Annotated in this window: 22 protein-coding genes and 1 pseudogene; 8 read left to right on the forward strand and 15 right to left on the reverse strand. The window is 31.7% G+C overall.

All coding sequences use genetic code 11. From position 1 onward, the window contains the following. Positions 1-177 precede the first annotated feature (177 nt). Positions 178-1,386, reverse strand: a complete 1,209-nt coding sequence (locus tag MLC52_RS10920) for a hypothetical protein (protein ID WP_434580445.1) — start codon at positions 1,384-1,386, stop codon at positions 178-180. 101 nt (positions 1,387-1,487) lie between these two features. Here MLC52_RS10920 and MLC52_RS10925 point away from each other — a divergent pair, with 101 nt between their 5' ends. From MLC52_RS10925 to MLC52_RS10940, 4 genes are all read left to right on the forward strand, one after another. Beyond that, positions 1,488-2,477, forward strand: coding sequence for a coiled-coil domain-containing protein (locus tag MLC52_RS10925; protein ID WP_434580447.1), 990 nt, complete (start codon positions 1,488-1,490; stop codon positions 2,475-2,477). A 15-nt stretch (positions 2,478-2,492) separates the two neighbouring features. After that, positions 2,493-2,699 (forward strand): hypothetical protein, encoded by a 207-nt coding sequence (locus tag MLC52_RS10930; protein ID WP_434580449.1) that lies wholly within the window; start codon positions 2,493-2,495, stop codon positions 2,697-2,699. Positions 2,700-3,221: 522 nt separating this feature from the next. Then, on the forward strand, positions 3,222-3,476 hold the full coding sequence (locus MLC52_RS10935) for a hypothetical protein (protein WP_434580451.1): 255 nt from the start codon (positions 3,222-3,224) through the stop codon (positions 3,474-3,476). After that, complete coding sequence (locus MLC52_RS10940) at positions 3,463-4,494, forward strand: replication initiation protein (RefSeq protein WP_434580452.1); 1,032 nt, start codon at positions 3,463-3,465, stop codon at positions 4,492-4,494. Before MLC52_RS10935 ends, MLC52_RS10940 begins: the two co-directional genes overlap by 14 nt. A gap of 2 nt (positions 4,495-4,496) precedes the next feature. Here MLC52_RS10940 and MLC52_RS10945 read toward each other — a convergent pair whose 3' ends face one another. After that, complete coding sequence (locus MLC52_RS10945; RefSeq protein ID WP_434580455.1) at positions 4,497-5,717, reverse strand: protein NO VEIN domain-containing protein; 1,221 nt, start codon at positions 5,715-5,717, stop codon at positions 4,497-4,499. A gap of 191 nt (positions 5,718-5,908) precedes the next feature. On the opposite strand from MLC52_RS10945, the gene MLC52_RS10950 reads away from it, so the two are divergent. From MLC52_RS10950 to MLC52_RS10960, 3 genes and pseudogenes are all read left to right on the forward strand, one after another. Then, on the forward strand, positions 5,909-6,328 hold the full coding sequence (locus MLC52_RS10950; RefSeq protein ID WP_434580457.1) for a transposase: 420 nt from the start codon (positions 5,909-5,911) through the stop codon (positions 6,326-6,328). Further along, the gene (locus MLC52_RS10955; protein ID WP_434580458.1) at positions 6,319-6,543 is read left to right on the forward strand and encodes a transposase; all 225 of its coding nucleotides are present in this window, start codon (positions 6,319-6,321) and stop codon (positions 6,541-6,543) included. The genes MLC52_RS10950 and MLC52_RS10955 overlap by 10 nt, the downstream gene beginning before the upstream one ends. A 62-nt stretch (positions 6,544-6,605) precedes the next feature. Next, positions 6,606-7,087 (forward strand): annotated as a pseudogene (locus MLC52_RS10960) (IS3 family transposase); the annotation flags it as partial. 452 nt (positions 7,088-7,539) lie between these two features. Here the strand turns inward: MLC52_RS10960 and MLC52_RS10965 are convergent. Then, positions 7,540-8,067, reverse strand: coding sequence for an antirestriction protein ArdA (locus tag MLC52_RS10965; protein ID WP_434580460.1), 528 nt, complete (start codon positions 8,065-8,067; stop codon positions 7,540-7,542). A gap of 387 nt (positions 8,068-8,454) precedes the next feature. On the opposite strand from MLC52_RS10965, the gene MLC52_RS10970 reads away from it, so the two are divergent. After that, on the forward strand, positions 8,455-9,102 hold the full coding sequence (locus MLC52_RS10970) for a hypothetical protein (protein WP_434580462.1): 648 nt from the start codon (positions 8,455-8,457) through the stop codon (positions 9,100-9,102). Here MLC52_RS10970 and MLC52_RS10975 read toward each other — a convergent pair. The 12 genes from MLC52_RS10975 to MLC52_RS11030 form a co-directional block, all read right to left on the reverse strand. Next, entirely contained in the window at positions 9,095-10,804 is a 1,710-nt protein-coding gene (locus MLC52_RS10975) for a DNA-methyltransferase (RefSeq protein ID WP_434580464.1), read from the reverse strand. The two genes, MLC52_RS10970 and MLC52_RS10975, sit on opposite strands and share 8 nt — an antisense overlap. Before the next feature lie 96 nt (positions 10,805-10,900). After that, positions 10,901-11,998, reverse strand: coding sequence for a tyrosine-type recombinase/integrase (locus MLC52_RS10980; RefSeq protein WP_434580466.1), 1,098 nt, complete (start codon positions 11,996-11,998; stop codon positions 10,901-10,903). A gap of 183 nt (positions 11,999-12,181) precedes the next feature. Next, on the reverse strand, positions 12,182-12,673 hold the full coding sequence (locus tag MLC52_RS10985) for a hypothetical protein (RefSeq protein ID WP_434580468.1): 492 nt from the start codon (positions 12,671-12,673) through the stop codon (positions 12,182-12,184). A gap of 8 nt (positions 12,674-12,681) precedes the next feature. Then, positions 12,682-12,984, reverse strand: coding sequence for a hypothetical protein (locus MLC52_RS10990; RefSeq protein ID WP_434580470.1), 303 nt, complete (start codon positions 12,982-12,984; stop codon positions 12,682-12,684). Continuing rightward, the gene (gene luxS, locus MLC52_RS10995) at positions 12,984-13,499 is read right to left on the reverse strand and encodes an S-ribosylhomocysteine lyase (RefSeq protein ID WP_434580472.1); all 516 of its coding nucleotides are present in this window, start codon (positions 13,497-13,499) and stop codon (positions 12,984-12,986) included. Before luxS ends, MLC52_RS10990 begins: the two co-directional genes overlap by 1 nt. 221 nt (positions 13,500-13,720) lie before the next feature. Next, entirely contained in the window at positions 13,721-14,677 is a 957-nt protein-coding gene (locus MLC52_RS11000; protein WP_226066313.1) for a thiamine pyrophosphate-dependent enzyme, read from the reverse strand. Positions 14,678-14,686: 9 nt separating this feature from the next. After that, positions 14,687-15,910, reverse strand: a complete 1,224-nt coding sequence (locus tag MLC52_RS11005; RefSeq protein ID WP_346389708.1) for a 2-oxoacid:ferredoxin oxidoreductase subunit alpha — start codon at positions 15,908-15,910, stop codon at positions 14,687-14,689. After that, positions 15,911-16,306 (reverse strand): 4Fe-4S dicluster-binding protein, encoded by a 396-nt coding sequence (locus tag MLC52_RS11010; RefSeq protein ID WP_346389709.1) that lies wholly within the window; start codon positions 16,304-16,306, stop codon positions 15,911-15,913. A 10-nt stretch (positions 16,307-16,316) separates the two neighbouring features. Continuing rightward, on the reverse strand, positions 16,317-16,874 hold the full coding sequence (locus tag MLC52_RS11015) for a pyruvate flavodoxin oxidoreductase subunit gamma (protein WP_346389710.1): 558 nt from the start codon (positions 16,872-16,874) through the stop codon (positions 16,317-16,319). 112 nt (positions 16,875-16,986) lie between these two features. Then, positions 16,987-17,640 carry an HAD family hydrolase gene (locus MLC52_RS11020; RefSeq protein ID WP_346389711.1) on the reverse strand — a complete coding sequence of 218 codons (654 nt, stop codon included), beginning with the start codon at positions 17,638-17,640 and terminating at the stop codon, positions 16,987-16,989. A 1-nt stretch (position 17,641) separates the two neighbouring features. Further along, a complete protein-coding gene (locus MLC52_RS11025) occupies positions 17,642-19,159 on the reverse strand; it encodes a peptide-binding protein (RefSeq protein WP_434580476.1) in 1,518 nt (505 codons plus the stop codon). Continuing rightward, positions 19,159-20,514, reverse strand: a complete 1,356-nt coding sequence (locus MLC52_RS11030) for a hypothetical protein (RefSeq protein ID WP_434580478.1) — start codon at positions 20,512-20,514, stop codon at positions 19,159-19,161. Before MLC52_RS11030 ends, MLC52_RS11025 begins: the two co-directional genes overlap by 1 nt. Between the last annotated feature and the right edge of the window lie 90 nt (positions 20,515-20,604).

Here is a 20,604-nt window from a genome sequence, read left to right on the forward strand (position 1 = left end):
TAAGGGAGCAATTTTGTCATGCTATTATGAAGTCTCGTGCCAAAATTATAATCCAATATAAAGTTATAATAAATATAATTTAAACAAATAATTCTATTGTAATTTGCTCTGATTGCAGTATAAAAAAGATGGTTTGGGGTTGTTTTTTTTGATTTGAATTAAAAAAAGTTTCTATTATTATGCTTTTCTATGTTTTATTTGACCTATAATTAAGTCCTTTTCATAAAATTCTAATGATTTTGCAAGGTTTATTGAATGTTCTTCGAAAAATCTATATTCTATTAAATTTCTTAGTTGCTCATCTGTTAAGTCCTTTCTGTGTTTTAACATTTTTTCATAATGAATACGAGTTGCCATCGTTTCATACAATCTATTTAAATCATTTTTTAAATACGATAAATAATCACCTTGAAAAACTGTTGATAATTTTAAAATTTTATTTTTTTCCATACTTTTAAATAATTTATCATATATGTGAGTAAAAAAATATCCTATTGCATTATCATTATTTTGACAAAGATAATCATATCCATATAGATTTGTAAATTCAATCTTATTTATTATCTCTTTGTAATATTTTATTACAGTTTTGTTCAAAGTTAAATTTCTATTCGCTTTTTCAAAGAGATCTATCAACTCTGTCATATCATTACTATCATATAAGTTCATTTTGTGTTTAATATCATAAGTTTTTTTGTCAAAGTATTCAAAGAAAAAAGAATCTAAAAACTCACACCCTTCCTTTTCAAGTAATTTTTTTATGTTTTTTTTAGACATTGATATCTGCTTATTTTCCTCCTTGATTACTTCATTATTATATATAGGAGAATCAATATCTTGTATGGGTTTAAGTTGAAGCAATTTTTCTTGATTAGATGATAATAGCTTTTTATTAGACTTTGTTAAATAATTTTCATCAAATTTTTTTTCAATTTTATCAACAAAATTTACTACTCTTAAAATACTATCGATTTTTCTTACAAGCAAATCTTTTTGTTCTATAAATTCTCTATATGTAATATTCTTTAAATGCTTTTTTATAAGTAAAATTTTTTCATCTGACAATCTATTCAAAGAGCTATAAATAAAATTATCAATAACAGACTTGTATAATTTTTGTGTTCTTTCTTTATCTCTGATAACCAATATAGGATAATACCTTGTCAATTCTTCAATATCATTTTTACTCAAATTAGAATAAATCAAATCAATTCTTACTGAAGAAAAATACAACAATGTAAAATTTAGTTCATTCTTTTTTTCTAATCGCTTAATCCTTTTAAAAACATTACTGCTTAAAATCACTTGTCTAACCTTTTTAAAATTTATTATATCTTTTTTTGTTTTGAAAGTCTTTTTTAAAGACTTCACAAGTAGCACACCCATCAGGGTATGCTATCTTGATAGGGGAACGATTTGAAGTTGTAGTTTAGTGCATTAAAGAAAAGTTGATTTGGTCTGTCATAATTATCCTAAAAAGGAAAATTATGAAACAAAAACCAAAAAACTTTTATACTGAATTTTTATCAATGAAAACGATAAAAGATTTAGTGCGAATAGCTGATTACATTACTGATAGAAATGATAATCATATCAACCACAGCTCAGATAATCATAAAACGGTAGTATTTGACAATCAGACAGATGTTGATAGAAAATTACGAAATATTATCAATATTGCTAATTTTCATACTACACGAATTAAACTCAACCGCAAGGGTGGCAAGCCGAGTTCCCCCGCAACTTCGATAATGATTTCACTCCCTGAAATTATTGGAGAAAAGAGAATATCTCTTGAAGATATGAAAAAACTACATAATATTATGATTCGAGATATCGTATCTAAACTTAATGAAATTTATAAACTCAACTTCACTAAAAATGAAGCACAAAAGTTTATAAATGATTATGTTATTAGTTCCATACATTTTAAAAAGAACAATCCCCATATTAACATTATGCTTCCATCAGTTGTAAAAACTTTTACAACAATTGAAAAAGATAATAAAAAATATCGAGCAACTAATAAAATAAAAAAACTACGATTAGGACTGCGAAAATTCTCTTATCAAACCAAACTATTAGTTGAACAAAATATGCTTAAAATGGGCTATTCTTTAAGTGATTATGTTATTAAAAAGGTTCGTAAAAATAATAAACAAAATCCTATCGCTTCAATGAAGCAAGATATCAAAGATGAGCGATTAAAACAAGAAAAAATTTCTACTCAAATGGTAGAACAGACAGAGGAGCAAAAGAAGTTAAATATTCAACTTCAAAAGCTTGTAAAACGGATGGAAGTTTATAGCAGGAGAGCAGAGGAGGAACTTGCCAAAGATAGGGAACAAATGGACTTAAAACGATTAGAAAAAAATAAACGATTATATGATAAAAGTAAAGATAAATATGATTTACTTAAAAAAGCACTATCTTCTTCTTATAATAATAGCCCAAGTATAGATTTGACACCAAAATAAAAAGGAAAAATTATTATGAATAAATCAACAACTATAAAAATTAAAACAACTAACAATATTGAGAGAAAACTCAAAAAACTACACTCTAAACACGGTATAGTTCTTGCCCTTATCGAAAAATCACTGTGGTTAGATAATGAAAAAAGAGAAGCAATAAAAATGATGGTAAATATTTTTATGGAGTTTGCTGTTGAACTTGCCAAGAAAAAGGGAGTGAAGTGATGTTTTTTTCAATATTTTTCAACTTTCTTAATAGTGTATTTGATATCTTGGAGTTCGTTTTAATGAATAAAATAGATATCTTCGCACCATTATTAACCCCTGAACCAGCGAAAAAACCTAAAAATAAATCTCCTCGACTTGGCTTATAATATACAAACTTAGCCAAAGAGGGATAAAAGATACAATTCTTCTAATATATGAAAAACTCGGATTAGAGTTTTTTATTCTTCCAAAAAACCATTAAACTATACATTGCTAAATATCCACACAACACAATCAAAATGCAAAATATATAGAAGTTATAAAGATTAGTAAATTACCATTCTTAAAAGTATTGAGTTTTACAAGATTTTCAAAGTATCAGTAGCCATAAATCATACAAGTTAAGCCATATAAAGTAAAAATAGAGCCACAAATGATACGAGTAAAAATTTTCAAGATTTTTTTCTTAAAAACTAACTTTTTTTTGTCTTTTATTTTTTTATGCAATAGAATGTGATTATACATAAAAAAGGGAGGAAGATGAAGTTTAAAGATAGTAAAGATTTAATCAAAAAAACAGAGTATCAAAGTATGGTTAGGATTAGGGATATGATTTTAAATATTTTTAACCCTCTTAAATTTACAAATGTTGATTTGCAGGGAATTATACGAAATTCTGATAAAGAACACTTGGAACTTTTTGAAGATATTATTGATATGTCAAAAGGTGATGGATATTTTGAGATTGTAATGTTTGGCGAGCAGTTAGAAAAAGAGTTATATGAAAACAGATAATATTTTAAAAATTTATTCTGTCGCAAAGCACCACGATTTAATTCAAGTGTATTATGAAAACTCAACTCTCAATGAAGAAAAAATATTTAACTTCTTAATTTATTCTATTAAAAATAAGAGACTTTTTAATAAGAAGATAAATACCTCCCATTGGGAGATAAATCAGTTTTTAGGCTTTACAATCAATAATAAAATGATGAAAAATATTTTTACAAAAATGATGCAAACAGTTCTTGAAGTGGCACTCTTAAATAAGAAAAAAGGAAGTTATAAACTAACCCATTTTATACAAGAGATTGAGTATGAAAATGGAAGCATAACAATTACTTTCTCTGATATCTTTATTGATATGATTTTAAACGATAAAAATCATTATTGCAATCTGAATTTTATACTGATTAATAGGTTTAAATCTAAATATAGCATACGACTATATGAAAATATAAAACGATATATGACACACTCAAATAGTTTTATACATTTACCAAAAATGGAAATAAAAACCTTTAAAAGATTGATGGGAATTAAAGAAGATAAATATAAGAGAATTAGCCATTTTAAGAGGAGTGTTTTAGATATAGTAGTTAATGAAATTAATGCTAAAAGTGATATAAAAATATCATATGAACTGTTTAAAAGTGGAAACATTTATACAGATATTTTATTTCATTCAAAATTTAAAGAAAATGATAAAAATATCATTGATACAGCACTATTTTATGACAACGAAAAATTACTTGATTTTATAGATATTTTTTTACCAAAATATGCTGATAAAAAAGTAGTTGGTTTTATAGATAATAAAGAAGTTTATTTTCATAAAACTAATAAAAATGGTGGCAAAAAGCTTGTTATGAATGATAAAATGGGCACCACCGTTTTAGATACCCATATATCTATGGAAGTGTTGTATAATTGCTATATAAATCGTAAAAATTTCGAATGGTTTAACTCTGATTTATATGAGCTATTTTTGCAGAAAAAAAGAAGTGAAAATTATGCTGAAAATTTTAAGTAATATTACAAAAACTCTAATTTCAATTTAAAAGTTTCACAAGTCCACAAGGAAGTATTATCAGTTATTTCCATATATATTTGCTCAAAACTTTCTTGAATATCTAAATCATATACAATGTTGTCAGAAACAACTTTGACAAAATATTGATCTATATGATTATATGCAAAAATAATTTCGCTTTTAGAAAAATATATTTCATTGCTAGTTGTGCTTTTCACTTCAATATATACAAGTTTTTCATCTCTTGTTGATAACAAGTCAAAGGGTGCAAAAGTATCAAAGTTTTTAGAATAGTGCATTAAATTATCAATATTTTGAGTTAATAGACCAAATTCTTTAATATCGTATATTTTAGCAATCTGATTTATTAAAACAGTTTTATTTACTCGTGTTAATTCTTCTTCATGGACAATTTCCTCCGCTTTTAATCCGTTCTCAATTTTAGTCTTTTCTACTGATAAAATATCTATATCATTTTTTGGTTCAACTGTAATAGCATACTCATTTGTAGTTATGTGCTTTTGAATGATACGAGCAACTTTTCTAAGACATTTTGTATTATTTCTATTTATAGCACTATCTTCACATATATGATATAAACTTTTATCAAATCCGTATATGTTTTTTCTTATGTTATATATATCTTCATCAAGAATATTATCAGAAACTTTTTTCAAAAAATATTTAACAATTTTTCTTTTACATTCAGTATTTACAATTGGCTCATAATAATCAGGATTAAACAAATAATGCAAAATATGTTTGGAAGATAACCATTTCATATTTTTAAAATCTTCTGTTGTTAAATCTTTCATTAAATCATATAAATTAATATTTTCAATGATATCATGAGGATTTTGTGTTTTATTTTGAATATATTGTTTTGTGAAAAAATATAAAAAATTTATATCATAATAAATATATTGAGATAATCTTCCATATGAAGCTATGCCATGTTCTAAAACAGTGTTTTCTAAGATATCTTGGTTATAACTATTATTAAGATACATTTTTAATTCAGACAGCTTTGTTTCTCGTTTTTTATCTGCAATTGGATAATTATATAGCCAAATTAAATTTGCAAAAAAATGCCTAAATTTTTTACTTGCACCATTTAATTGAATTTTGTATTTTTCAGTATTCTTTCTATTGGAAGCATCAAAATTTGTAATTATTCTATTTTCAAACTCTATAAATACTTCATTGTCTTCAAAAAGATTCAAATTTTTGTCAAAAAATGAAACTCCATTCTCAAAAAAGCACTCCTTAAACTCTGTAAATTTTTCACATATTTTTAAGTTTTCTTGAGTATTAAAATTATTGTTATCTATAATGCCCCTAAAATCTAAGACAACAATTCAGTAAGATTTATTTTCAAAAAAGTTAAAATAATAAGAATTATGGAGATGAAATTATGAGTAGAAAAAAAGGTCAAACTTACACAGCTGAACAAAAAACAAAAATAGTCTTAGAGATGCTAAAAGAGGAGATGACAACAAGTCAATTAGCCTCGAAGTATGGGGTAACATCACAATCATTAGGGAAATGGAAACAGCAGTTTTTAGAAAATGCTTCTTTAGCATTTGATGTTGGCGGAGCTACCAAAGCCTATAAAGATGAGATAGAAGAGCTTAAATCTGAAAATGAGCAGTTGGCTAAAGCACTCGGCAAGGCAACTGTAAAGGCGGAGTGGGCAGTGGGAAAGTTAAAGAGCTTGGACTTGATTGAAAAAAGAGCTCTGATAGAGTCCAGGCATAAACAACTTTCAATATCAGAGCAGTGTGAACTTATTGGTGTCAGTAGAAGTAGTTTTTACTATACCCCGTGCCTATAAGTGCAGAGAATATAAAAATACTCCATAAAATCGATGAAATCGCTACTGATAATTCAGAATATGGGTATCGACTCATCTATGAACAACTCAAAGAGGATGGCTACAATATTGGAAGAAATAGAGTGCTCAAATATATGGGGATTTTAGGGATACAAGCGATATATCCAACAAAGAAAGAGTCACAAGTATCAAACATCCCCAACATCAGTATATGAATATTTGCTCAAGCAGTACTGGACTCAAAACGGCAAGAAAAAACAGTGTATGTCTCAACACCAATGAAGTGTGGAGTGGAGATATTACCTATATTCGCATCAATGGTGGGTTTTGTATCTTGCTGCTATTATCGACTGGCACAGTAAAGCTGTGCTTGCATATAAAATCTCTAACAGTATGGATGCAACACTTGCCACAGATGTACTTCAAGAGGCACTTGCAAAGTATCCTAAGCCTAAGATATTTAACTCTGATCAGGGGAGCCAGTATACAAGTTATGAGCACACCCAATTACTCAAAAAACATGATATCCAAATATCAATGAATGGCAGAGGCAGAAGTATCGATAATATCGTAATTGAGAGATTCTTCAGAACTCTCAAGCACAGCAATATCTATATAAATGATTATATAACAATCAAAGATTTAAAAGAAGGAGTAGCAGCATATATACACAAATATAATTTTAAAAGATTTCATTCAAGTATAAACTATCAAAAACCAATGAATGTTTATCTTGAATATCTAAAAAATGTGGCATAGGGTAACAGATGAAGATGAAATTAAATTTCTGGAGAAGTTGTCTTGATTTTTAGGGGCATTATAATCGGTGCATAAGTATCTTGACATTTTTCAACTTTATTTTTAAGTATTATATAATAAAAATTTAAAAATTAAAATCTTCATTACTTCTAAAAGTTGATTGAGGGTAGTCTTGAACCTTACACCATTTATAGCCATCTTTTCTATAATAACCAGTCATTTTTTTCTTCACTATTTTAGCAACACTACAATTCTCAAAACTCCCACTCATAGCCCATAAATCATAATGTTTTTTATCTTTGATTTTATAGTTATTTTTATAGGTTTTAGTTTGATATATTTTTAATTTACCGTTGATAATTATATAATTATAAATGATAGTAAAAGCACTAATATTAAGTTTTTCATAATTTTGTATTCCTTTTTAAAAAAATTGATAAATATAAGGTATTTTACCCTATATATTCATATATGTCTGAACCAAATTTATAATAACTGCCTTCTATCTCTAAATCTCTCGCTATTGATTTATAGTCAATATTGTTGGAAATGATAGAGGGAATATTATCAAGGTTGTAACACTCTTCGATTAAATCATATGCTATATCTTCCATAGTCTGGTCTTCATATACACGAACATCATCTCTTTGTTCTATTGCTTCAAAAATATCTGAAACAATATGATTATCAAGTAAAAATTTTATGATTTTTATCTCATATTCACTCATAGCTTCCATAGCTTCGGCAACTTCATTATGTTTTGTAAGGTTTGCATACTCGTCTATTTCCATATACTCACATTCATAGTCAGCTATAAAATATTCTTCGTGAAAATGTTCATCTTCACAAATCTCTTTACCCTCGTTTAACACATTTTCAATACTCTCAGCAAGTAAGTCCTCACTCATAGGTAGTTGATACCACTCTCCAACCAAATGTCCGTTATTGTAAGCCTCTAAGTCTGTTATATATACTCTCATCTCTTGTCCTTTAAATTTAAATATCTTTTTTGAAGATTTTGAGGGGTGTTTTTTCTTCTTAACTTTTTAATTTTAAAAACTTCAAACAAAAATCTCTTAATCTTTCAAATATCTCTTTCGTTAGTTCATCGGGTTTGTAGGATTGTATGAAGAAAATTTTGACTTATAATAACCTCTAAATATGCAATATTTAATGTTAGTATCAGTAGATAACTGGATAGAGTTAAATGACGAAAACTTGAACTAATGATTGAGCTTTGAAAGATTATTGATTTTTTGAAGTTATGATGTGCTAATGAAAATTAAAGGGTTTAGAAATTATTTTTAAAGTTTAATGCCAAAAAAAATTCTGCTACAATTGTACAAATATTACAATTGGAGATTAACATGAATATAAACATAAAAGAATTACAAGAACATATTTTAAATGATATTAAGAATGTTCCCAGTCAAAACAGCTTTGACTACACTACTTTTGGTAAAGAAATAGAAGTTTTCATCACTGACTCAATGTCAAATTACTTTACAAAAATAGGTATTTCAAAGTTCAAGATAGCACCAGATAAAAATTATTTTCCAGACTTTGAATTAATAGATGATAAGATTGCCTTAGAAATTAAAGCTGGAAGAAATAATGCAAATCCAGAGAATGACATGGGAACATTGAATTCTTGGACTAAAAAACTCAATAAATTTAATGATAATATATACTATGTTTTTGTCAAATATGGATGTGATGATGATGATACTGTGAATAAAATCGATGATGTATTTATAGATAAAGTTTATAAATTTATTGGAGAAAATAGAGCAGGTACTTTAAAATATCGTGAAAAAGATGGAAATTTACGACCTAAATCATGGGAAGATTTTGAATCAGGAACATCATATGTTCATAATATTACAGAGTTTAAAACAAAATTAAACTCTACTAATTTATATCGTGCTTATAGGATAGCAGCGAAAAAGATAAAAGATCTTCAAGATTATCCAGAATATATGGAAAAATTAAAAAAAGAGTTTTTTTCTAATTAATATCAATCACCTTTGAACAAGCTTTCAAAGGTATTGATAGATTTTTATATAGTGATATAAGATCAGATTCTTCAAAAGGAGATTCTCTAAGAAGTTCATTAATTGTTATTTTTCTATTATATTTTTTAGCCAACTCTTGTACTCTCAGTTCAATTTCTTTTTTTGTATATACATTTGTTCTTAACTTTTTAACACTTTTTCTATTTAACGATCCTTGATCATCTATATTTTGAAGATTTTTCTCTGTAATTTGTACATACATATCCGATATATCAGATGAACAGTATTTTCTTCCTAATCCTTTCGCTGCAATTGCAGTAGTTCCTGCTCCACAAAATGGGTCATAAACAATATCATTTTTATTAGTACTCATTTTAATAATTCTATTCATTAACTTTAATGGCAATTGACAAGGATGTTCGTCTCTATCTTTTTTATGTTTTATTCTATGTATATCACTCCAAATATTATTTACTTTATCAAAATGTAAATCTTTATTTATTCTAATTTTAATACATTTATTTCTCAAACATAAATCTTTTCTTTCTGTACTAAATTGTAAATTAAAAGTATAGTCATTTGGATTTTTAACATAATATAATAGTGTATAATGTGCTGGCATTACCTTACCCATTGGAACAGATAATGCATCCCAAACTATCCAATTTTTTAAATACATATGTTTATTTAATTCCTCTGCATGATAAATAGACCATTTTGGTATATTAAGAACATATAAACTTCCATTTGGTTTTAATGCTTTCGAACAAAGAGATAACCATTCATTACACCATTTAATATACTCTATTTCCTCCATCCCATCATTGTGATCTTTATATTTTTTTACTAAATTATACGGAGGATCTGCAAAAATTAAATCAAAATAACCATTTGGATATTTATCAATAATTTCTTTCAATAAATCAATAGAATCTCTTAAAAAAATTTTATTTGAATATTCATCATTTATATCTGTATCTGATACTTTTATAGATTTAAGAGTTTGTACTTCTGGAGCTTTAATGATATTTCTTATTGAATTATATAAATTAACTTGTAAAACATTTTCTGTATTTGACATATTTAAGATACGATTTAAAACTTTTTTAGGAATTTTGCAATCTTGTAAATTTAATTCTAATTTATCTATATCTATCTTTAATAATTCAATATTTTCAACATCGGGGTCTTTAATAACTTCTTTTACAACATTGAAATCTGTCCATACATCAGATAAAGCCGTACCATTTTTATTCATAAGATGCTTTTTACCACCCCAATCCTTAACATTTTTTCCACAAATGGTACATGCTTTATAAGGTATTCTAATTTTATTAGGTGTAAATAAAGATAAATTTTTACTTACTGAATATACTAATAAGCCTACATGATTATTAGGTAAATCTTCATCTTGATTATCTCTAACTATATCTATTACATTCCAGTACTTAAATATAAACCTCTTATTCAATTCCAAAGCAAAATAAATTAACTCTTGTGTGATACCATATATATAAATTAAACCATTTTTATTTATATGTTTTTCAATATTTAAAACAATATCTTGTATATAATAGAATGTACCATCCTCTTTATATGGAGTTTTGATTTCAGAAAGTTCAAAATATGTATTTACAATCACAACATCATATTTATCTTCTTTCCATAGTTCATCCGATTTTTTTACTGATATTATTTTCATATATTATATCCCTAAATTTATTTTCAAAGTATAGCAAAGCAAAATCTATTTGCCAAGCTAAAACCTATGTATTATCTATAGAAAATAAAATTTAAATTATTTTCTTATCAATTTCCAATATTTATAATATGCTTCTTCAATATCTTTATATTCAAAACTCAAATAATGGTTAATTACTCCTCTTTGTTTATGATTTAAACAACTATCAGCAAGGACACTATCAATTCTTAAATCTTTAATCATAACAGATAACATCAATCTTCTCATATCGTGTGGAGATATCCTTTTGCCTTTAAAAGTTTCTATACCTGCCGACTTTACTAATCTTTGAAATACTTGATACATAGAACCTTTCTTGACTGTCGGAAAGATTAAACCCGATTTTATAGTTTTCAAATATGGTATAACTTCTTCTGGAATGGGGTATCTGTAATCTTCCTTTGTTTTTGTGATTGTTTTAGGTGCTATAACCATTTTTCTATCTAAATAGCAATCTTCAATGGTTAATTGTCTTAATTCTCCGTGTCTATGAGCAGTCATTACAATCATCATTAAATAACTTCTCATTTCTTCTTTTTGACTATAAGCAAGTGCCTCATACTTTGGAACTGCATTATATAATTTTCTTACTATATCAAGATTATTTTCAAATGTTCTTAACTCTATTTTCTCGCGGACAGGCATATTATATGTTTCTATCATATCAACTACATTAGTATGTAGATTTCCCTTTTTTATCTCCTCTGCAAAGATTGGTCTTACTATTCTTTTAAATTGATTTTTAGTTGAGTTTTCAACATGTGCCATTTCAATATCATATATTTTTCTCAAATCTTCATAAGTAATTTTTGACAACTTTTTATGTCCGATGGTTTTTCTAATATATTTATTGTAAAAATAGTCATAACTTTCCACCGTTCTTGGTCTCCAAGTTCCATTTTTTAGACTTGTGATTTTCCTTTCTTCATATAAGTCATTTAATGTTTCTTTCGTTATTGTAAATGGGTCTCTACCTTTTGAGATTTCAAGCTTTACTTCTTGAAGCCTATAATATGCTTGTTTTTCAGTTTTAGAACCAAATAATTTAGTGAAGTTTTTTGTTGGATATCTTTTAGATAGATATTTAAAACTAACCATAATGGAAGTAGTCCCATTTTTCATTACTTTTGTAGTTATTCCTGGATATTTAGACATAATATACATTTTCCTAATTGAAGTATTAATGTATTGTAGCAGAATAAAAATATTTATGTACTTTTTTATGTACTTCAAAATGGTAAATAGTGGTTCAAAGTGGTTCAAAACATATGCTTCATTTAGCATTAAATACCATAAATAAGGGATTTTATGACTATTTACAAGGGGTACATAAAATTATTATAACCCATTGCCCCACATGTGCATTTTTTTTGCCATAACCAAATCATACTCAGGCAGTATGTCTATGGCATTGGGAGCACGAAATTCAAATTTTTCTAATAGCTCTTTTGTATTTTCTATATCCATTGTCCCTTTTTTTTGCATAATTATCACATTTGCCGTATTTGCAAGTGTTGTGTAGGCAATTCTGAGGAGCAGCTCCGGGTTTTGATGCCTAAAAAAAACATCTTTGAAAATTACAAGGTCATGATCTCTGGGCAATGCACGAAAAGGTTTTGAAAAATTTGGTATATACTCTATTTTAGTCTCTTTGAGAACATCGGGAATTTGCAGCTTTATTTCTGTATAAAGAGCCAGATGAAACTCACCCTCAACTGCTGCAATCATTTTTTGCAAAGCAAGGGTCGTTGCATCAATTTTGTCGGTAATCTGAATATAGTGATTTCCCGGCAGAGGGTTAAAAAGTTCTAAAAACTGTTTTAACTCCATTGTTTCTCCTAATATGCAAGATCATGCAGTTCTCGAAATAAATACGCTTCTACAATCTCATCAATCGTTTTTTGCGTATGTGCAACGAGTACCATCATGGACATATTCATAAAGTCCATAACAGGTTCACCATCGCTGTTTACAACAACGGCTTCAGACCAGTTCTCAAAACCGTCGTATGTGTCACAATGCAGTACCTCTACAAGTTCACCCTCTTCTATACGAAGCTGTGCCCATGTTTTTGCTTCTAAAACCGGTGTAATCTCGGCTGCTTGCACATCTGCAGTGTTCATCGGTACTAAAACCAACATTAGCTGTTTATCTCTTTAAGTTTCTTTTTACTCAGTTGCAGTTTTTTGTTATCCATCACGCCTATTTTATTCGAAAGAATGTCACTGGCAATTTTTTTGGCATTTTTAAGAGAGTGCATTTTATAGGTTCCGCACTGATAAATATTGAGTTCAGGAATATCTTTTTTGCTCTTTACATGTAAGACATCTTCCATAGATTTTTTCCAGGCTTTTGCCACTCTTTTTTCATCAGGAGTTCCAATTACCGACATATAGAATCCTGTGCGGCATCCCATCGGCGAGAGGTCAATAATTTCAACATTTTTCGAATTTAAATGATTGCGCATAAATCCTGCAAAAAGGTGTTCCAAGGTATGAATTCCCCGTCCGTCCATTTTCTCTTCGTTTGGTTTGTAAAAACGCAAGTCAAAAACTGTAATTTTGTCTCCGCACGGTGTTTTCATAACTTTTGCTTTACGCACTGCAGGTGCCGGCATAATTGTGTGGTCAACGGTAAATGAGTCTAATAATGGCATGAGTCTATTCCTTAGTTTATATTACATGTATTTTAGCGAAAAAAATTGATGATAAATTGAAGGATGAAAGCAGGCATGAATTTTAGCCCGGACTGAAGTCCGGGTTCCGAAAAATAAAGAAGTTTTAGATTTACTGTAGTTTGTGCCAAAGTCAGAAAAAGGCTAGGCTAACAGCCTGCCGTTTCTGACTTTTGTGCAAAATGCGGTGAAGATGAAACTTCTTAAACGCGAGCTTCTTCTCGGCGGTTTAAGTACTCCCAGTTTGCATCTACACGCTCTTGCCACTCTTTAATAAGATGTTTGTATTCATCTTTAAAAAGATGCTTGAAACGTCCCTGTGCAGCCAGATATTCTTCAACAGGAATAACGTTTTTTGGTCTGTATGTTATGTTTAACTCATGCCCGTCAATGATTTCATAAAGCGGAAATACCAACGAATCAGTCGCAAGGTCCGTTAACAGCATCGTATCTTTTGGGTCAAATTTCCACTCAGTCGTACAAGGAGAAACTGCATTGATAAATACAGGCCCCTCCACTGCCATACCGTGTTGGATTTTTTTCACCATATCTTTCCATTTGTTTGGAGCTACCTGCGCCGCATACGGAATACCGTGGCTTGCCATAATGCTTACCATGTCTTTTTTGTTTTTCTTCTCACCGTAGCTTACACGACCTGCCGGTGCAGTTGTTGTGCTTGAACCGATCGGTGTTGAAGAGGAACGCTGTCCGCCCGTATTTGCATATACTTCATTGTCTAAAACAACATGCATCATATTGTGCCCACGCTCCATACAGCCTGAAATCCACTGAAAACCGATATCGTAAGAAGCACCGTCACCGGCAAAAGATACGAATTTAGGATTACGGTCAGGCTGCTTGAGACGGCCTTTGCGTTTTAATGCATTATACATGGCTTCAGCTCCTGCAACAGCAGTTGAGCCGTTTTCAAAACCGATATGAATCCATGAAGCATCCCATGAAGTATAAGGATACACTGCTGTACAAACTTCTAAACATCCGGTAGATGCTGAAAGAACCAGGTCATCATTCGTTGCATTTAAAACTTCACGAACAATGATAGAGTGTGCACAACCAGGGCAAAGAAGGTTTGCCCCTTCAAAACGGTCTGCTGATGTAGAAAACTCTTTTAAGTTTTTAATTTTTTTCATTTCACTCATCGTTTTTTCCTATAAAAATTGTAATTTCGGTCCACGAACACCGATAAATTGTTGTAGTGGAGTAAGCACCTTGCCGGCATCAGCATTTGCCTGCAGTTCAGTATACAGGTCTGTGAGATGTCTTTTTGTTAAATCTCTCCCGCCAAGACCATAAATGTAACCCGAAAGTAAGGCTTTTGTATCTGTGTTAAAAAGTGCACCCGCAATTTCATTAAAAAGCATACCCGGCGCTCCGTTTGGAGACGAACGGTCAAGTGCTGCTATAGCTTTTACATCTTTAAGCGCTTCTTGAATTTCAAAAAACGGAAACGGCCGAATAACACGAAGTCCGACAACACCGGCCTTAACACCCTTTTCTCTCATCTCGGTTGCCACTTCACGGGCAGTTTCCACTGAAGTACCCATACATACAACACACACATCCGCATCATCCATATCATATTTTTCAACGATATTGTATTTGCGTCCTGAGAGTTTCTCGAACTCATCAAAGGCTGCTTGAATCTTTGGCATTACTTTTGTCATAAGGTCATTATGCTGGCGTGCTTTATGTTCAAAATGCCAGTCTTCTTCTGTTTGTACTCCGTGTGTTACCGGATGTTCAAAATCAAGCATATCGTTCATAGGCTTGAAATCACCTACAAAACTGTATGCGGTATCATCATCAAGTGTATGCACACCCTGTGCTGTATGTGAAGTCATGAAACCATCCTGGTGTACCATACACGGCAGTCTCACATCATGATCTTCAGCCACTTTAAAAGCGATAAAGTTCAAGTCATACGCATCCTGAGGGCAGTATGCATCAAGCTGTATCCAACCGCAGTCGCGTCCAAGATACATATCTGAATGGTCACCATTTACGTTCAGCGGTGCAGCCAATGCACGGTTTACGACATTTAAGACAATCGGCAAACGCATACCGGAAGCCTGATAAAGCGTTTCAACCATTAAAGCAAAACCCTGTGAAGATGTTGCGGTAGCAACACGCCCGCCGGCAGCTGCGGCACCGATACATCCCGACATAGCCGCATGTTCAGACTCAACCATTACGAATTCACCCTCGACATAGTTGTCTGCCAAAAATTTTGCATATCCCTCAACTATAGGAGTTGACGGCGTAATCGGGTATGCGGAAACAACATCAATTTGACACTGTCTCATTGCCTGTGCAGCTGCAAAGTTTCCATCCCATACTTCGATATCTCTTAATTCCATTTTATCAAATGCCATCTATTTCTCCTTTGTCTCTTTAGCAGGCCAATTTGCTATTTCTGTCTCTTCGTCTGCCTGTTCCGGAAACATTAAAAGTGATTTTGGGTTTGTAGGACAAACCTCAACACAAATTCCGCACCCTTTACAGTGATCCATATCTATACCTATCATCTTTTTGTCTCTTGAAATAATTGAAATATCCGGACAGTAGACCCAGCAAAATTGGCAATCAATACAAAAATCCTTATTAAAAACCGGTTTTTCAATTCTCCAGTCAGCAACACTTGCAGAAAAAGAGCTGTTTTGTGAATACGGACGGTCTTCTTGGAGTGTACCTGCAATATCTTCTACTGCACCATCAAATGTACGAAGCATTGCTCCGATTTCAAATTCGTCCCAACCTGTATTTGCCATCTATAGCTCCTTATTTTACTTCATCATATGCGCGCTGTATGGCGATCATATTTGCATCAACAATTTTCTTAGGCAGTTTATCTAATATTCTCATCATATTCTCTTTAAAGAATTCAATATCATACATACCCGATATCTTCATAAAAGCACCAAGCATCGGTGTATTAGGAATAGGACGCCCAATCGTTTCTTGCGCAATTTTAATACAGTCAACCGTGTAAACATCTTTGCCCTCAAGTTTTGGCTGAGAGGCGACAAGTTCTTCTGTACTCATATGCGTTGTAATGATGTATTTTGTATTGTCTTTCCCGTTTACCGTAACATCTGTTGTGTATACCAAAGCGGGATCTATGACAAAGACATAATCAGGCTCCATATATTTTTCATGATTCATGATTACTTTATCATCCACACGATTATATGCTGTCATCGCAGCTCCACGTTTTGCAGAACCGTAAAACGCAAATGCCTGTACATGTTTACCAGTTGTAGAAATAACGTCTGCCAAACCCTTGGCACCTGTAACAGCACCTTGGCCAGCACGACTATGCCATCTAATCTCTAGCATAAATTCTCCTTCAATTTTCAAGAAACTTACTTTAACAATTTTTGTCAATTCTTAAGCTCTATTTTAGAACAGACCCACTTAAAGTTAGCTTGATAATATGATTAAGATTAACTTATACTATAAAGTGTGCGGTTTTTCTACTTTTCAGGTAACCGATTGCATCCAAAGAATCATTAAATATAATGTCAGAAAACTTTTTTAAACTTTTTTTCTCTTCATATCCACTCAAAACACCGATGGAATTGACACCGGCATTTTTTGCCGACAACAGATCCATCTGTGTATCTCCGATCATCCATATCTCTTTGTTTTTTGTATCAAAACTCTGCAGAGCTTTTAAAATCGGTTCCGCATGCGGTTTGGGATTTTGCACATGTTCTCTGCCTACAAGGACCTCAAATTTATCCATTAATCCGAAATGTTCCATTAAAATCCGGGAATATTTTCCTGTTTTTGTTGTCACTATTCCCAAAGAAGCAAATGCTGCTGCCGCTTCTACGGCCTCTTTGGCATTGGGCAGGAGTTTTGTTTTTTGCGTGGAAATTTCTCTGTAATGCTCTTTGTAGGTAGTGACAAAATCCAAAACAAGCGCTTCATCCACCCCGAGTTCTCTGTACATTACATCCAAAGGATGGCCGATAAGCGCCTTTATCTGTGCATCAGCGGGTACAGAGAAGCCGTGCACTGCAAAAGAGTTGTGAAAACTCTCCAAAATTGCCTCTGTCGAGTCTATAAGTGTGCCGTCCAAATCAAATAATATTATCACGTCAGTTTTTCTCCCATTGTATGTAGTTGTGCCATATACCGCTTTGTGCCGGTTGAATATGCTTTATCTTTTTATTCACGGCCGTGATGGAATTTGGAATATACAAAAAAAGATAAGGGTTGTCCTCTGCAATGATTTTAAACATCTTTCTCCACAGCTCTCCCAGTTTTTTTCTGTCAATTGTCGCCTGTGATTTTTCTATCATTGCGTCTATTTCACTGTTGTGATAGCCTACAAGGTTAAAACCGCCCGGTTTATCGCTTTTTGAGTGCCAGAACATATAGGGGTCGGGTGTAGGTGAGAGTCCCCAGCCCAAAAGAACCGTGTCAAATTTATGCGGAAAAACCACCATATTTAAAAAGGCCTGCCACTCCATGACTCTCAGCTTGACAATTACACCGGCTTTTTTGAGCTGATACTGCAGGATTTCTGCCGCATAGGGGCGAATCGAGCTGGCGTTTGATGTGGCTATTTCAAAAGTAAAAGGGTGCTGCTCGTCATAACCTGCCTCTTTAAGCAGTCTTTTTGCCTCCCCAATATTTTGTGTCGGAGCTTTGACATCAGGATTAAAGGCAATTGTTCCCGGCAGAAACGGACCCGTGCAGACCTTTGCATGTTTTAAAAAAAGGATGTCGATGAGTTCCTGCCTGTCAATCGCCAAAGAGAGTGCGCGTCTGACTTTCGGATTTTGAAACTTCTTTTTTCGCAGATTAAATCCGAGATATGTATAGGAGAGAGTGATTTTTTCATATATATTGAAGTTTTCAAAAAATTTCTGAGTAAGCTGTCTTTCATAGACGAAAGGCTCTACACTGCCGATATCCAGTTGTCCTGATTTAAGCATCAAAAATCTTGTCATTGCATCACCGATAACATGGAAAGAAACAGTATCTATCTTTGGTCTGCCCTCGAAATACGTATCAAAAGCAGAGAGCTCTATATTTTTTGAGTATTCAAGACGCGTCAGTTTATAGGGACCTGTCCCTGTCGGATGTGTATTAAAAGAGGCGTTCATCAGGTTTTTTTCGTTTTTTAAAATATGTTCGGGGAGTATCCCCATCATCCATGTCTCAAGTGCCTTAAAGTAAGGTTTTGTGTATCGTACTTCTATCTTGTAGTCATTGATGATCCTGACGCTTTTGACAAAACGAAAATCTGAACTGTAAGGAGAAACTATTTTATCTGAGAGAAGTGTTTTATAGGTAAAGAGTACATCCTTGGCACTGAATTTTTTGCCGTCATGCCACAAAACATTTTTTTTCAGTTCAAAAACAAGTGTTTTATTGTCTTTAAAATAAAATTTCTCTGCCAAATCCCCTATAATCTCTTTGGAATCTTTGTCATATTTGACAAGCCCGTTAAATATAAAAGAGCTGATTTCCGAGGAAGAAGAATCTGTTGCCAAAACAGGATTGAGCCTTGAAGGATTTGACGATGTAGCCAGATGCAAAGTGGCTCCGTTGAGAGAGCCCAAGAAGAAACTCCAGGAAAAAAAAAGAAAAAAAACCGTCTTTGCCATTACTGTACAACTTTACCGTTTACTGTAAGTCTGCTGTCTGTAAATGCTATATCAAAATAGACACTCTGCGCATCCTCTTTTGCATAGGATACAATCACTGCTGCCGCAGGTGTATCTTCTATCATTTTGAGATAGAGTGCTTTTGCCACTTTTATTTTCATATTCATCTGTGCATTTGCAAGCAGCAACAGAGGTGACATCTTGAGTTTTTTGGCAAAATCTTTGTCCTGTGCTATTTTCAAATCACTTTGAATTTTCATACTGCCAAGTTCTTCAATCCTGTTGAGTGTTATATTTTCAAAGGAGAGGTCCGATACCTTTACATGTAAACCGTGTGCAAGCATGGCAAGCAAGGCCTGCTGTTTTATCTGTTTTGACTGTGTGAGTAACTGCGAAAATTTTTCATAGCTTTGTTTGTCCAGGTCCTCAATAGAGATATCGCTGTTCAATGCTTTGAGAGAAAAATTTAATTTATTTGCGTGAAATATCAAAGTATCTATAAAGCTTTTTGAATGCAATGCCACTTTGCCGTCTTTTTCAGAAGAAGAGGAAGCCATATCCACATTACCAAGAGATATATTGATATCATCCTGAGAATTTTTCATCAAAAACTTGATTTGAAATACTTTAGTATCCGTTGTATAGTGGGAAAAAGATGTAAATTCACTCCTGTTTTGCAAATTATTTATCTCAAAAGAGAGTGCATTTGCAGCATCTTCCAAAGCGAGCTTCATTGTTTGTAGATGAAAAGTCATATTTTCTGCTGCAAAAAGGCTTCCCTCTCCGCTGAACCTGATACCTTCTAACTGCATACGCACATTTGCATTCTTTTTTACACTGTAATGCGTATCTATATCTTTGACAAAGCCGTTAAAATCACTACTGAGCACATTGTACTCTACATGATACAAAAGCCCTTTTGCATTAAGAAAATCAGTAAAATATCTGTAGGCTTGCGGATTGTTTTTTTTCATCTCCTGCATAAGTGTATTTGCAAGCTGCAAAGGATATACCTCTACAGTCACAGCCTTTGAAAAGGGAATATTGCTGTAGGCAACATCTGCGCCTATTGTCGCACCTTGAAAAACTTTCTCTACAGCCGGCGGCACTGCTGATTTTGTGTAAGAACGTAAATAGTTTTGCAGTGCCTGTGTATCTTGCAAAACAAATTCAAAATGCTGTTTTGTGTTAAGATAACCGCTCTCTTTTGTACTCTTTTTAAGTACCAGACCCTGTGACTGCAAAACCTGAATATTTTCATCTATAAGTTTTTGCATGAAACTGTTGCCGAAAAACGGAAAAAGAAGCATTATGAGTATGGTAAACAGTGTGAGAATGAGCGTTGTTCTTTTCATATAAATACCTGCTTTTTTATGGAACAGACATTATATACTAATAGAGTTAATTTATTGTGTACTTTGCAAAGAGGAGATAAAAAAGAATTT

This window comes from Sulfurimonas sp. NW15, from assembly GCF_051132285.1.
Classification (GTDB): domain Bacteria; phylum Campylobacterota; class Campylobacteria; order Campylobacterales; family Sulfurimonadaceae; genus Sulfurimonas; species Sulfurimonas hydrogeniphila.

Bases quoted from the DNA above. Each gene is read 5' to 3' on its own strand.
- MLC52_RS10920 (WP_434580445.1), bottom strand. From the start codon at position 1,386: ATGGGTGTGCTACTTGTGAAGTCTTTAAAAAAGACTTTCAAAACAAAA.
- MLC52_RS10925 (WP_434580447.1), top strand. From the start codon at position 1,488: ATGAAACAAAAACCAAAAAACTTTTATACTGAATTTTTATCAATGAAA.
- MLC52_RS10930 (WP_434580449.1), top strand. From the start codon at position 2,493: ATGAATAAATCAACAACTATAAAAATTAAAACAACTAACAATATTGAG.
- MLC52_RS10935 (WP_434580451.1), top strand. From the start codon at position 3,222: ATGAAGTTTAAAGATAGTAAAGATTTAATCAAAAAAACAGAGTATCAA.
- MLC52_RS10940 (WP_434580452.1), top strand. From the start codon at position 3,463: ATGAAAACAGATAATATTTTAAAAATTTATTCTGTCGCAAAGCACCAC.
- MLC52_RS10950 (WP_434580457.1), top strand. From the start codon at position 5,909: ATGAGTAGAAAAAAAGGTCAAACTTACACAGCTGAACAAAAAACAAAA.
- MLC52_RS10965 (WP_434580460.1), bottom strand. From the start codon at position 8,067: ATGAGAGTATATATAACAGACTTAGAGGCTTACAATAACGGACATTTG.
- MLC52_RS10970 (WP_434580462.1), top strand. From the start codon at position 8,455: ATGAATATAAACATAAAAGAATTACAAGAACATATTTTAAATGATATT.
- MLC52_RS10975 (WP_434580464.1), bottom strand. From the start codon at position 10,804: ATGAAAATAATATCAGTAAAAAAATCGGATGAACTATGGAAAGAAGAT.
- MLC52_RS10980 (WP_434580466.1), bottom strand. From the start codon at position 11,998: ATGTCTAAATATCCAGGAATAACTACAAAAGTAATGAAAAATGGGACT.
- MLC52_RS10985 (WP_434580468.1), bottom strand. From the start codon at position 12,673: ATGGAGTTAAAACAGTTTTTAGAACTTTTTAACCCTCTGCCGGGAAAT.
- MLC52_RS10990 (WP_434580470.1), bottom strand. From the start codon at position 12,984: ATGTTGGTTTTAGTACCGATGAACACTGCAGATGTGCAAGCAGCCGAG.
- luxS (WP_434580472.1), bottom strand. From the start codon at position 13,499: ATGCCATTATTAGACTCATTTACCGTTGACCACACAATTATGCCGGCA.
- MLC52_RS11000 (WP_226066313.1), bottom strand. From the start codon at position 14,677: ATGAGTGAAATGAAAAAAATTAAAAACTTAAAAGAGTTTTCTACATCA.
- MLC52_RS11005 (WP_346389708.1), bottom strand. From the start codon at position 15,910: ATGGCATTTGATAAAATGGAATTAAGAGATATCGAAGTATGGGATGGA.
- MLC52_RS11010 (WP_346389709.1), bottom strand. From the start codon at position 16,306: ATGGCAAATACAGGTTGGGACGAATTTGAAATCGGAGCAATGCTTCGT.
- MLC52_RS11015 (WP_346389710.1), bottom strand. From the start codon at position 16,874: ATGCTAGAGATTAGATGGCATAGTCGTGCTGGCCAAGGTGCTGTTACA.
- MLC52_RS11025 (WP_434580476.1), bottom strand. From the start codon at position 19,159: ATGGCAAAGACGGTTTTTTTTCTTTTTTTTTCCTGGAGTTTCTTCTTG.
- MLC52_RS11030 (WP_434580478.1), bottom strand. From the start codon at position 20,514: ATGAAAAGAACAACGCTCATTCTCACACTGTTTACCATACTCATAATG.